Annotated in this window: 8 protein-coding genes; 2 read left to right on the forward strand and 6 right to left on the reverse strand. The window is 59.9% G+C overall.

Going from position 1 to position 13,348, the window contains the following annotated elements:
• Window positions 1-24 precede the first annotated feature (24 nt).
• On the forward strand, window positions 25-1,299 hold the full coding sequence (ccmI, locus tag ARC85_RS02985; RefSeq protein ID WP_278351325.1) for a c-type cytochrome biogenesis protein CcmI: 1,275 nt from the start codon (window positions 25-27) through the stop codon (window positions 1,297-1,299).
• 45 nt (window positions 1,300-1,344) lie between these two features.
• Here ccmI and ARC85_RS02990 read toward each other — a convergent pair whose 3' ends face one another.
• Genes ARC85_RS02990 through ARC85_RS03015 form a run of 6 tightly spaced genes read right to left on the reverse strand, consistent with a single transcriptional unit; the run spans window position 1,345 to window position 8,318 of the window.
• A complete protein-coding gene (locus tag ARC85_RS02990) occupies window positions 1,345-3,087 on the reverse strand; it encodes a BatD family protein (protein ID WP_278351326.1) in 1,743 nt (580 codons plus the stop codon).
• Complete coding sequence (locus tag ARC85_RS02995; RefSeq protein ID WP_278351327.1) at window positions 3,081-4,913, reverse strand: VWA domain-containing protein; 1,833 nt, start codon at window positions 4,911-4,913, stop codon at window positions 3,081-3,083. Before ARC85_RS02995 ends, ARC85_RS02990 begins: the two co-directional genes overlap by 7 nt.
• Window positions 4,906-5,925 carry a vWA domain-containing protein gene (locus ARC85_RS03000; protein WP_286714268.1) on the reverse strand — a complete coding sequence of 340 codons (1,020 nt, stop codon included), beginning with the start codon at window positions 5,923-5,925 and terminating at the stop codon, window positions 4,906-4,908. The genes ARC85_RS02995 and ARC85_RS03000 overlap by 8 nt, the downstream gene beginning before the upstream one ends.
• The gene (locus ARC85_RS03005) at window positions 5,922-6,389 is read right to left on the reverse strand and encodes a DUF4381 domain-containing protein (protein ID WP_153740438.1); all 468 of its coding nucleotides are present in this window, start codon (window positions 6,387-6,389) and stop codon (window positions 5,922-5,924) included. Before ARC85_RS03005 ends, ARC85_RS03000 begins: the two co-directional genes overlap by 4 nt.
• The gene (locus ARC85_RS03010) at window positions 6,386-7,324 is read right to left on the reverse strand and encodes a DUF58 domain-containing protein (protein ID WP_286714269.1); all 939 of its coding nucleotides are present in this window, start codon (window positions 7,322-7,324) and stop codon (window positions 6,386-6,388) included. The genes ARC85_RS03005 and ARC85_RS03010 overlap by 4 nt, the downstream gene beginning before the upstream one ends.
• Window positions 7,325-7,355: 31 nt before the next feature.
• Window positions 7,356-8,318 (reverse strand): AAA family ATPase, encoded by a 963-nt coding sequence (locus ARC85_RS03015; protein ID WP_222447887.1) that lies wholly within the window; start codon window positions 8,316-8,318, stop codon window positions 7,356-7,358.
• Between the two features lie 143 nt (window positions 8,319-8,461).
• Here ARC85_RS03015 and ARC85_RS03020 point away from each other — a divergent pair, with 143 nt between their 5' ends.
• On the forward strand, window positions 8,462-13,342 hold the full coding sequence (locus ARC85_RS03020) for an NAD-glutamate dehydrogenase (protein WP_286714270.1): 4,881 nt from the start codon (window positions 8,462-8,464) through the stop codon (window positions 13,340-13,342).
• Window positions 13,343-13,348: the final 6 nt, after the last annotated feature.

The following is a 13,348-nucleotide window of genomic DNA, read 5'->3' on the forward strand; positions in this document are numbered from 1 at the left end:
ATTTCGAGACGTGACGATATTTCCATGACCGATACCTTCTGGATTGCCGGGACCGTACTCATTCTGGTGGCCCTGGCCTTTGTGCTTTATCCAGTCTTTTTCCATAAACCCCGGGCCCGCCTGGAGGCGGATCTGCGTAATCAGAACCTGCTGGCCTATCGCACCCGGCTCAAAGAGCTGGAGGACGAGCACGAGGCCGGCATACTGGATGGCGAGAGTTACAAGCAGCTGAAGGAAGAGCTGGCCGGTGCCATGCTTGATGATGTGCCGGAGGAGCCCGTTACCCAACGGCGGGTGCCCGGGCGCCGTAGCGCCATGGTTGTCGCCTTGTTGGCGATCCTGGCATTGCCGGTAGGCACCTATTTCGGCTATGCGGAATGGGGTTCCATGGATCAGGTGGAACAGTTCCTTGCGATGCAGGAGATGGATGCCGCTCAGGGGGATCAGACGGCCCGTATGGCGGAACTGGCGGACCAGCTGCGCCAGCGGCTTGAGGAAAGTCCGGACAACGCCGATGGCTGGGCAATGCTGGGGCAGACCTACATGCGTCTTGAGCGCTATGAGCAAGCGGCCGAAGCCTATCGCCGTCTGGCCGATGTGGTATCTGAGGACCGAAACGCCAGCGCGGTGGCCCTGGGGCTGGCTGCCCAGGCCAACTATTTTGCCAGTGAAGGCGAGATGACCCCGGCGGTGATCGATGCCATTGCGGCTGCCCGGGCCCTGAACCCGGACGAGGTCAATGCACTGGGGCTGATGGGCATCAATGCCTTCGGCCAGCAAAACTACCGGGAAGCCATTGAATACTGGCAGCGTATTACCGAGGTGGCACCGGACCATCCGCAGATCGGGGCCATCCGTGGCGGTATCGAGGAGGCCTACAAGCGCCTGGGTGAAACCCCGCCGGGCCAGGTTGCATCCGAGCCTCAGCAGGCTGCTGGTCCGGGCGTATCTTTACGGGTATCGCTGGACGAAGGTTTGCGCCAGCAAGTGGCTGACAATACCGTGTTGTTCATCTTTGCCCGGCCGGCGTCTGCGGCGGGCGGTGCGCCGGTTGCGGTTGCCAGAATGACGGCCGGTGATCTGCCGGCAGAGATCCGCCTGGATGATCGTTATGCCATGTCCCCTGAATCTGCGATTTCTGGCCAGGAAGATGTGGTGGTGGTCGCCCGCTTGAGTCGCTCCGGAAGTGTTAATCCGCAGCCCGGTGACTGGGAGGGCCGGGTTGAGGCAGAGGTGCTGCCCCCGGCGGAAGCGGAACCACCTGTTGAATTGGTGATTAACCAGGAATTGACCAACTGAATTTGAAAAGCCCGTCACCTCGACGGGCTTTTTTCTGGACCGGAATCAGCGCGAGAGGGAGGCGGGATACAGTGGCGGCAGGTCTGGCGATGGCGCTTCGTTGCCCTGACCGGTGTTCCGGCGCAGGCTTTCCAGCTCCCGTTGCAGTTGCTGTCTCGCATTCTCAACGTGGGTACGGTGCTGGCCCGAATACAGTCCCGCCTGAAAACGATCAAAGGCAATTTTCAGCGAGCTGTCCTCCGTCAGCTTGAACAGATCTGAAACGGAATCAAACGAGTGCTGTGGGAAACGGAGCCGGGCCCAGCGCAGCAACAGCGTTGACGTCTCCCCGGAGCCTCGTCTGACAGCCGCCAGTAGTGCTTCAAACGCCTGACGTTCGTTCTTGATGCTGTCATCTTCCGCCTCATTGTGGCCGGACGCTGGGGTTTGGCGAGCCCGCCACCAGAGCGCAAGGGTCAGCAGCCAAAGCGCCGCAAACAGAACCGTACCCCAGAGCCAGAAAGTGTTGCCGGAGGTTTCCGAACCAGGGGCTGTATCCGGGGTTACCGGTGAATCCGTGGGCGCCGTTGAATCGCCCGTTGTCTGCGCGGGCGGTGCGGCGGTGGCATGGTCGCCGGTTATCCGGAAACGACGCTCCGGCAACACGGCCTCCTCCAGCTGGTCGGTCTCGGTGTTCCACCAGGGTATACGAACCGCGGGCAGGGTGGTTTCACCTGCCTGGACAGGCACCAGGGCGGTCACCTGTTGCAGCGTGGCGCGAAGCCCCTCCGGAGTGGTTTCGGTATTGCGCAGGGGCTGTTCCGGGTAGCTGCGGATGGCATCCGGTACCTCTTGGGCGATCGGCGGCAAGGCCTCAGCGGGCAATCCCCGCGCCTGTAGGGTCACTTTCCGGCTGAGATTGCTGCCGACGGCGAGTTCCTGGGTAGAGGGCAGGCCTTCGTCGCTCAGGGTCAGACTTCGTGCTGGTAACCAGGGCTGATTGTCCGGATATCCGGCAGGTACGGGTTTGACCGGAACGTCATAGAGTTGCTGCCGGTCACGAAGGAAGCGCAACTGGCCCGAGGCATCCCTGGCCTGGCCCTCAAACCGGATAGGCTCCAGGCTGAGAGTGCCTGGTGTTTGGGGAAAGATGGCGTAACGCCGCTCAACCACCCGATACCGGATTCCGTCGCGATAGCGGGTAAACTCACGCTGTTTGCCCAGTGACTCGATGATGGCGTCCGGGTGCTCAGGCTCCGACAGCTCTCCCCGGATCAGGTTGCCGGAGAAGAACAACTGTATGGTCAGTACCAGCTGTTCCTGAACGTACACTTCCGCCTTGTCTGCGGACAGCTCGATAAAGCTGTCACGGCTGGCCGCCGGTTGATCCGGCGGGGTGCCGGAAATAACCTCGATGTCGACCGGGTCGGAAACGGAATCCTTGAACGTCAGTTCGGGAATCGTCAGTGTCCCGGTGCGTGCAGGGGCGAGCTGATAGGTCCAGGTAATCTCGCCTACCATCTCGTTGTTGACGGTTTGCACGCTGTAGCGCTGGTTGCGGGCCAGAATTTCGAAATCCGGCTCCACCTTTTCGATATCTGGCGAAGGCAACTGTGACAGATCGAAGCTGAACAAATTGCTCAGATTGATGTCGATTTTCATGGAGCCCTTAACGGTCAGGGTCAGTACCTCACCTTCGTAGAGCTGGGTTCGGTCCGGTTCCACCAGCAGTCTGTCGGCAGCATGGCTGGCGGCGGACAGGAGCAGTAGCAGGAGTGTCGCGGCAAGGGAGAGAACGCGCGTTACCATGGTGTGTCGCCCTCATCGGGTGTTGTCTGTCGTTGTTGGTGCTGTTGCAGGAACTTGCGCTGCAGCAATCCGCCGGGGTTATCCGGTATGCGGCGCAGCCACTGTTCCTGGCCCTGGCTCAGAGGTTGTTCTGATATTTCGGCCGGCGCACTGGCAGGATTCTGCCCCTCTCCGGAAGGCCCATCCGGGTCTGCCTGGGCATTTGCCTGCTGCTCCTGTGTGCCATCCTCCGGTTGTGGCTCTCCGGCGTTATCCTGTGAATTTTCGCCGTTCTCGGAGGGCTGCTGTTGCTCTCCAGGGCGGGGATTCTGATTCTCGCCATTGTTGTTTGCGGAATCCTGTCCGGCGCTGTCCTGGCTGTCATTGCCCTGGCCTCCGGAGCCATTCTGCTGTCCGGGATTCTGATCGTTGCTTTCCTGGTTGTTGTCGCCTTCTCCCTCGCCCTGGGACTTCTGTTGCTGGTTCAGGAGTTGCTCTACTAGTTGCTGGTTGAAGCGCGCATCTTCGAAATCCGGCTGTTGTTCCAGTGCCTGTTGATAGGCGTCTATGGCTTCTTCCAGTTGGCCGGCCCGGGCCAGGGCGTTGCCCCGGTTGTAGTCACCAACGGCACCGGGTTGATTGGCAAAGGCTTCCGCGGCGTCGCTGTACTGGCCATCACGATAGAGTGCTGAGCCGCGCCAACCCGGCTGCTCCAGAATGGTGGCCGCCCTGGCCGGATCCTGCTGAATGAGGTCCGGGCCACGCTGGTCTTCGCGCTGCCACAGGCTGCCCCAGTCCAGGGCCTGAACCGGGCGCGGTGCGCCTGCCAGCGGAATCAGCGCAAAGGCGAGAATGGCAAAGGCTCCCCGGCGCCAGCCCAGAATCAGTAACGGCAGGGCCAGCCAGAGCAGCCAGTAACCGTCATCCTGCCAGCGATTAACGGTCATGCCATCCTGTTCACTCTGCCATTCATCGGTTTGCGATGGCTCCAGCGCCAGGGCGCGAATATCACGGTCATCCAGAGTCAGTTCGTGACTGGTTCCGCCGTTGTTGCTGGCCAGCTGCGCCATGGTGTCCGGCTCGGCACGGCTGATGACAATTCTGCCGTTGTCCCGAATGAATCCACGCTTTGCCAGAGGGATGGGGCCGCCTTCACGGGTACCCACTACCAAAGTGTTCAGAGGGTAGGGGGTATCTGCCAGCTGCTGGCGGATTGCACTGTGTTGCCGTTCCGGCACCGCCTCGGAGATCAGCAGGATGCGACCCTGGCCCGGTGCGCCCTGATCCAGCAGGTCGACCGCCTGGCGGACCGCCAGATCGGCGCGGTTGCCCTGGGCAGGCATGATGGTGGGGTCCAGCACACTGAGCATGGCCTCAATGGTGCGGGTGTCACCAGTGAGTGGCGTTACCGTGTGGGCGTCGCCGGAGTAGACCACCAGGGCAGTCAAACCGCCTTTGCGCTGGTCGAGAATGTCACGAACCTTGCGCTTGGCCAGGGTCAGCCTGTCCGGTTCTACGTCGGTGGCCAGCATCGACAGGGACAGATCCAGCAGAATGACCAGGCTGTCCTGGGTCTGTTTCAGGGGTGTGGGCGCCTGTCGCCAGCTTGGCCCGGCGAGGGCGATCGCCAGCAAAACCAACGCCAGACTCAGGGGCAACAGGGGTGAGCGGGTGGTGCCAGTGCTCTCGTTGGCCCGGGAACGAATCAAGGGCTGTAACAGGTGAGCGGGGATGTATCGGGCCCATCCGGTCTCACCCTGGCGAAGTTGATGTCGGGCCAGAAACAGGACCGGAACCGCCAGTAATAGCATTAACCACAAGGGGCGCAGAAAATGGAAGTCAGCCATGGCCAGCCTCCGTGGCGGTGTTTTGCTGATAACGGTTGGATGCCAGTCGCACGGCAATCAGTAGCAGCCAGAGGCCGGCGGCCATGCCGGCAGGCCAGGCGTAGAGTTCTGTCACCGGCCGGTAGAACTGGCCATCCTGTTCTATCGGTTCGAGCTGATTGATGCTGTCGTAGATCATTTCCAGCTCTGGCAGGCTTCGGGCCCGGAAATACCGGCCACCGGTCTGTTCTGCCATGCGTGTGAGCAGTTCTTCATCCAGATCCCTTGAGGGGTTGACCCGCCTTGAACCCAGCAGCCCGCGCTGGATCATGGTATCGGCGCCGATGCCGATGGTGTAAAGCCGCACGCCGGCTGCCTGGGCAATTTCCGTGGCCTTGTCCGGGCTGACCTGGCCAGCGGTATTTGCCCCATCTGTCAGCAGGATCACCACGCGTTGTTCCTGTGGGCGTTCGCGCAGACGTTTCACCGATAATCCGATGGCGTCCCCGATGGCGGTGGCCCGGCCAGCCATGCCCAGGCCTGCCTCGAACAGCAGGGTCCGTACCGTTTCCCGGTCGAAGGTCAGTGGCGCCTGAACGTAAGGTTCGGTGCCGAACAGAATGAGCCCCAGCCGGTCGCCCTCACGCTGGTCTATGAAATCATCCAGCACCCGTTTCACCGCCTGCAAGCGGTTGATGCTGCGGCCCTGAAGCACCATGTCCTGTTCGTCCATGCTGGGAGAAATGTCGACCACTAACATCAGATCGCGGCCGGTTACGGGCATCTGGATTTCTTCGCCAACATGCTGAGGGCGGGCCAGGGCGACCACCAGGCATAGCCAGGCCAGCAATAGCAGAAGCTGGCGCCAGAGCGGCGTTGATCTTCCCCGGGAGCTCACGCCCGGCATTCCGGACAACCAGTGCCCGACCGGAATGACCGGAGCATCCACCGGTTCGCTCTGCCGCTTGCGGTTACCAAGTAGCAGCGGCAGCAATGCCAGTAACAGCACCCACGGGTAAGCCAGACTGATCATGACTGGGCCTCCAACCAGGTTCTGGCGAACGCCAGCGCCTGTTCAGTCTGTGCGCCGGGACGTGGTTGCCAGGTGCTTGTGACCATAGCCTCAACGACGGGACGGGCGGCGATGCGGTCTTTCGGCGCGGTTTCCAGGAGGAAGTCGATCCACTGCTGCCCGGTCATGGCCTCTGGATGCTTTTCCGGATGACTCTGCCGTGCCGCTCGTTTGAGCAGGGCATTGAGCGCCGCGAACCATTCCGGCGCAGGCCGGGCCTTGGTTTCAAGCTGTTGCAGTTCGGACCAGGCTCTGCGTTTCCAGCGAAGCTTTCGGCGCTCACGGCGCCACAGCCACGCAAATACCAACACAGCGGCAATCGTCAGTATCGCCAGCAGCCACCAGCCAGGGGCCGGGGGCCACCAACCACCGGTAGCTGGTAACTGGATATCACGAAGTTGTGCCAGGGGATCCTGAGGGTTCATCCGATGCGACCTCCCGGGCCCAGCAGCAGGCGCAGGGTCTTAGCCGGATCCTCTCCGGTCGACAGCGTTGCAGAAGCCACGCCGGATGCCCGAAAACAGTCGGCCAGACGTTGCTCATGGGCGTCGATTTTGCCTTGCCAGGCCTGCTGGAAGCGAGGATTAGAGGCATCGAACCAGATCGGGCCGTCCGGGCCGGCAACGGCAAACCGGCCGGAAGAAGGCAGTGCCTTTTCCAGCGGGTCCTGAATGCGGATGGCACTGACCGAGTTGTGCCGGCTCATGGCGCCCAGCAGGGTGGTGGTCTGCTCGGTGATATTCATGAAGTCACTGATGATAAACACGCGGGAACCAGTGTGTGTGACCCGGCGGGCTTCTGCCAGTGCCGTATCCAGCCCATGGCTGGCGTTCGTTGCGGGGGTTGGCGGTGTTTTGCCCTGATGCTGGTGGTTGGCCAGATGATCCAGCAGGCGCAGGACGGACTTTCGGCGCCGGGCGGGCCGGAGTACGGCCAGATCCCGGTCATTGAACACCAGACCGCCCACCTGGTCACCCGCCCAGAGTGCCAGCCAGGCCAGCAGAGCCGCAACCTGGGCACTTCGGACCTGTTTGTAGGCGCCGGCACTGGCAAAGAACAGGGTCGGCCCGAGATCCACAATCAACAATACAGGCCGCTCCCGCTCTTCCTCATACAGCTTGGTGTGCGGTGCCTGGCGCCTGGCTGTTACCCGCCAGTCTATGCTGCGAATGTCGTCACCGGGCTGGTACTGTCGCACTTCAGAAAACGTCATCCCGCGCCCTTTCTGTCGGGACTGGCGTAGCCCGGCCTGGCGAGACCGGACCGGTTTTACCGACGGCAGCTTCAGAGCTCGTGCATCTGCCTGCAGGCGCACCAGCTCCGGCAGGGTAATGAACGTGGCTGGGCTGGAATCTGCCATGACGTTGTTATGGTCTCCTGTCAGCAACACCTCAGGCGGCAACCGGAACCCGGTCGATCAGCCGCTGCAGCACGGAATCGGCGGTCATGCCTTCGGCCTCGGCCTCAAAGGTCAACAGAATCCGGTGGCGCAGTACATCGTAAGCCATGGTCTGGACATCGTCCGGTGTTACGTAATCCCGGCCATCGAGCCACGCCAGCGCCCGGGCGCAACGGTCCAGGGCGATAGTGCCGCGGGGGCTGGCGCCGAAGGCGGTCCAGCGCGCCAGTTCAGGATCCAGGGCTGCGGCATCGCGGGTGGCCAGAATCAGCGCCAGCAGGTACTGCTCGACAGGTTCCGCCATGTAAATATCCGAGACCGCCTGCCGGGCGGCCATCACCTGTTCCTGGGTTAGACGAATGTCTACGTTCGGGATTCCCTGACGGTAGTCACTGCGCGCAAGGTGCAGAATCTCACGCTCAGCATCGGCAGAGGGATAGTCGATCACCACATGCATGAGGAAGCGATCAAGCTGGGCTTCCGGCAGCGGGTAGGTGCCTTCCTGTTCAATCGGATTCTGGGTGGCCATCACCATGAACAGTTTGGGCAGGGGAAAGGTTCTCATGCCAACGCTGATCTGGCGTTCGCCCATGGCTTCGAGCAGGGCCGACTGGACTTTCGCCGGTGCGCGGTTGATTTCATCGGCCAGCACCAGGTTATGGAATATGGGGCCGCGCTGGAATTCAAAAGTGCCGGTTTCAGCGCGGTAGATTTCGCTGCCGGTGACATCGGACGGCAGCAGATCCGGAGTGAACTGAATGCGATGAAAGTCGCCCTCCAGATGGTCGGCAAGTGCTTTCACCGCGGTGGTTTTGGCCAGCCCCGGCGCGCCCTCAACCAGTAGGTGGCCATCGGCCAGCAGGGCAATCAGAAGCCGGTCGACCAGTTTGTCCTGACCGATAATGCGCTTGGCCAGTTGAGCTCTGAGATCACCGAACGTTTGCTGTAACGACATGAAAATGACTGCTCTTGATTGATGAAAGCCTGGGTAAGTGATTGCCGCAGTTTTGGCGTCTGGCCGGCAAAAATCAAGGGTTTGACTATGCTTATGTGACGATACCCTGATTACGTTTCTTTCACACAAACCAGAGGTTGGATATGAATGCGCTGACAATCGCCAGCAAGGATCAGTTTTTCGAGCAGTTGGCCGATGCGTTCTCAGAAAAGATTGCAAAAACCGAGGCGAAGAAGATCGCCGATTTTGCACGACAGCATTACGCCCATATTCCTCTGGAGGAGCTGGTCAGTCGCCGCTTCTCGGATACCTACGGCGCCATTCTGGCGGCCTGGCAGTTCCTGCAAAAGCGCAGTGCCGATGAAACCCCGGTTTCGGTGTTCAACCCGGACCTGGAAAGCGACGGCTGGCAGTCCACCCACAGCGTTATTTTTATTCTCCATCCCAATATTCCGTTCCTGATTGATTCCCTGCGCATGGCCATCAATCAGCGGGAAATCGGCACCCATTCCATTCAGCATTCCATCCTGCGGGTGGAGCGGGATGACAGTGGCAAGCTGAAGAAGCTGCACACCACCAAAAAGGCGTCGAAGGACGCAAGCTACGAAGCTTTCATCGTGCTTGAAATCGACCGCCACAGTGCTCCGGAAGATCTGCGGGATCTGGAGCAGACTCTGCAGAAAGTGCTGCACGAGGTACGCATTGCGGTGGGTGATTTCCCGATCGTGAAAGACAAGGTCAGCGAGATCGTCAAGGAGCTGGATGCGACCACGGCGGGGATCAGTGAGGAAGGTAAGGAAGAAGCCCGGGCTTTTCTGACCTGGCTGGTGGATGATCACTTCACATTCCTCGGGTACGACGAATACGACTTTGCCAAGGATAAGCAGGGCATGGTGGTGCGCCGGGTGGAGAACTCGGAGCTGGGTATCCTGCGGGTCAACAACGAACGCCCGGATCGGGTCCGGCTGAATGAACTGCCACAGCGTACCCGCCATGAAATGACCCGTTCCGATGACATCTTCATCTTCGCCAAATCGGCGCAGCGGTCTCGCGTGCACCGGCCGGCCTATCCGGATTACATTGCGGTCAAGAAATTCAACAGCAAGGGCGAAGTGGTGGGTGAGCGCCGCTTCCTCGGTCTATACACCGCTCGAGTCTACAACGAGCGTCCCGATGAGATTCCGCTGTTACGGCGCAAGTTCCAGAGCGTGATGAAGCGATCCGGCTTCCTGACCGACGATTACGCTGGCAAGGAGCTGGAGCAGATCCTGACGCTGTATCCGCGGGACGAGCTGTTCCAGATTGAAACCGACGAACTGCTGCGTGTTGCCAAGAACATTCTGTACATCCAGGAACGTCGCCGGATTGAGCTGTTCATGCGGGAGGATGTTTACGGCCAGTTTGTAACCTGTCTGGCCTTCTTCCCCAGGGACATCTACAACACGGAGCTGCGCCTGAAGGTGGAACAGGTGCTGCTGGATCGCCTGGAGGCCGAGGACATTGAGTTTGTTACTCATTTTTCCGAATCGGTGCTGGCCCGGGTACAGTTCACCATCCGGGTGCCACAGGTGGAAAACCGCCAGTTGCCGCTGGCTGAGATCCGCGACAAGGTTATTGAGCTCGCCCAGTCCTGGCGCGACGGCCTCTACGAGGCATTGAGCGAAGCCTATGGCGAAGAGCAGGGCAATGAGCTGTATCGCGTCTGGGCAGGCGGTTTCCCCGCCAGCTACACTGACATGTTTTCACCTCGCCGGGCGGCCATCGACCTGGAGCACATCACTGCCTCTGCCCGCGACGATGATCTGGCCATGAGCTTCTACCGGGCCCTGGAAGAAGACGAGAACACGCTGCATTTCAAACTGTTTTATCCGGACGAGCCGCTGCCACTGTCGGATGTGATGCCGATTTTCGACAATCTCGGTTTCCGGGTGATTGGCGAGCATCCGTTCGAGGTGATTGATCGAACGGGTAAAACGGTTTGGATTCATGACTTTACCCTGCAATCCCACACCGGCAACATGGTGGATATTCACCGTATTCGCCCGATTTTCGAAGAGTTGTTCCGCCGGGTCTGGCACGGTGAAGCCGAAAACGACGCCTTTAACCGCCTGTTGTTGTCCTCCTACATGAGCTGGCGTGAGATCGCGTTGCTGCGTACTTACGCCCGCTACATGCGCCAGATCCGGTTCTCCAACAGTCAGACGTTCATTTCCAACACGTTGGTCAACCACGTCAACCTGACACGGATCCTGCTGGAGTACTTTGAGGTCCGATTCAACCCTGAGCGTTTCAAGAGTAAGGGTAAAAGCGAGGCGGCCCAGCAGAAACTGGAAATCGAATTCAACGCCGGCCTGGATGAAGTGGAAAACCTCAGTGAGGATCGCGTGCTACGGCTGTATCTGGAGCTGATGCAGGCGACGTTGCGCACCAACTACTACCAGCCGGATGGCGAGGGCCAGCCCAAGCCCTACATCAGTGTGAAATTTGACCCGTCGCAGATTCCGGACATGCCGTTGCCATTACCCATGTTCGAGATCTTTGTGTATTCCCCTCGTGTGGAGGGGGTTCACCTGCGTGGTGGCAAAGTGGCCCGTGGTGGTTTGCGCTGGTCGGATCGCTTCGAGGACTACCGCACAGAAATCCTGGGCCTGGTAAAAGCGCAGCAAGTGAAAAACGCCGTCATTGTCCCGGTGGGCGCGAAGGGTGGCTTCGTGGCCAAGCGTCTGCCCGATCCGTCTGACCGGGAGGCATTCCAGGCAGAGGGTATTGCGGCCTACAAAACATTCATCCGGGGCTTGCTGGATATCACAGATAACCTGGTGGATTCTGGCATCCAGCCGCCGGAGCGGGTAATCCGCCATGACGAAGACGATCACTATCTCGTGGTGGCGGCTGACAAAGGCACCGCCACCTTCTCCGATATCGCTAATGGCCTGGCCGCGGAATATGGCTTCTGGATGGGAGATGCCTTCGCCTCCGGTGGCAGTAACGGTTATGACCACAAGAAAATGGGCATTACTGCCCGGGGCGCCTGGGTCTCCGTGGAACGGCATTTCCGTGAGATGGGCATCAACCCGGCCGTGGATGAATTTACCGCCATCGGCATCGGTGACATGGGGGGCGATGTGTTTGGTAATGGCCTGCTGTGCTCGGAAAAAACCCGGCTGGTGGCCGCCTTCAACCACATCCACATCTTCATTGACCCGACCCCGGACGCCGAACGCAGCTACAAGGAGCGTAAGCGCCTGTTTGAACTGCCGCGTTCCGCCTGGACCGATTACGACAGCAAGTTGATTTCAAAGGGCGGCGGCGTATTCAGCCGCAATGCCAAGTCCATTCCGGTCAGCCCGGAAATGAAAAAGCTGCTGGGCATCAAGGCGGACCGCGTTCCGCCCAATATGCTGATCAGTCACATCCTCAAGGCCGAAGTGGACCTGCTCTGGATTGGTGGTATTGGCACTTACGTGAAGGGCAGCGGTGAAAGCCACTCCGACGTGGGCGACAAGGCCAATGATGGCCTGCGGATCAATGGTGCCGAGCTGCGCTGCAAGGTTGTAGGTGAGGGCGGAAACCTCGGCTTCACCCAGATGGGGCGGATTGAATACGCCCTGAAGGGTGGTCGCCTGAATACTGACTTCATCGACAACTCGGGCGGCGTGGACTGCTCTGACCATGAAGTGAACATGAAGATCCTGCTCAACCGGGCGGTGGCCATGGGCGATCTGACTGGCAAGCAGCGCAACATCATGCTGGAGGAAATGACTGATGATGTTGCCTCGCTGGTGTTGAAGAACAACTACCGTCAGACCCAGGCCATCAGTATCGCCAGCGAGGATGCCGCCACCCGGCTGGAGGAGTATCGTCGGCTGATGAATACCTTCGAGAGCGAAGGCAAGCTCAACCGGGCACTGGAGTTCCTGCCGGATGACGAAACCCTGTCAGAGCGCAAGCTGGCCAAGAAAGGGCTGACGCGGCCGGAACTGTCGGTGCTGATCTCCTACGTCAAAGGGGATCTGAAGCAGGTGCTGATCGACAGTAATCTGCCGGACAATCCTCTGCTGGCGGGTGAGATGTACAAGGTCTTTCCGCGGGATCTGACCAAGCGTTTCTCGAAAGAGCTGGGTGAACACCAACTGCGACGGGAGATCATCGCAACCCAGATCGCCAACGACATGGTTAACCACATGGGCATTACCTTTGTGGAGCGCCTGAACCAGTCTACCGGGGCGGACGCAGCATCCATTGCCCTGGCCTGGATTATTGCCCGGGATGTGTTCCGCATCGACAGCTGGTGGGACAAGATTGAAGCGCTGGATTTCCACGTTTCCGCGGATCTGCAGATGGAGTTGATGCAGGATCTGATGCGTCTGATGCGTCGGGCTGTGCGCTGGTTGCTTCGTAATCGCCGGGCAGAACTCAATATCCAGAGTCACATGGAGCGGTTTGCCGACAGCGTCTGGGCCATTACCTCGGGTCTGCCGGAATACCTTGGCGACCAGGCTCGTGCCAATTGGGAAAAACGCAATGATCAGCTGATGGCTGCGGGTTTGCCGAAGGAACTGGCGTCGGTGCTGGCAGGAACCGGCTATCTGTATTCCTCTCTTGGTATTATCGAGGCACAGGAAGCCACAGGCATGCCGCTGAAAACGGTGGCCAACCTGTACTACGATCTGGGTGACCGTCTCGACCTGACCTGGTTCGCTAATGCCATCGCAGCGTTGACGCCAAGTTCCCATTGGCAGGCCCTGGCGCGGGAAAGCTTCCGGGAGGATCTGGACTGGCAGCAACGGGCTCTGACCACCGGTGTGCTGAAAACCGCTGAAAGCCCGGAGAAAGTCACCGATAGTGTGAACGCCTGGGAGCAGCGCAACCAGCACATGATTGATCGCTGGAACGCGATGCTGGCGGAACTCAAAGGTGTAAGGGAACCGGAATACGCCATGTTCTCGGTCGCACTGCGGGAGCTGCTGGACCTGGCGCAAAGCACCATGCACCAGAGCCCGGAAGACGTAACGACCAACTGACTATTG

This window comes from Marinobacter sp. tcs-11, assembly GCF_002049515.1.
In the GTDB taxonomy this organism is placed as follows: Bacteria; Pseudomonadota; Gammaproteobacteria; order Pseudomonadales; family Oleiphilaceae; genus Marinobacter; species Marinobacter nauticus.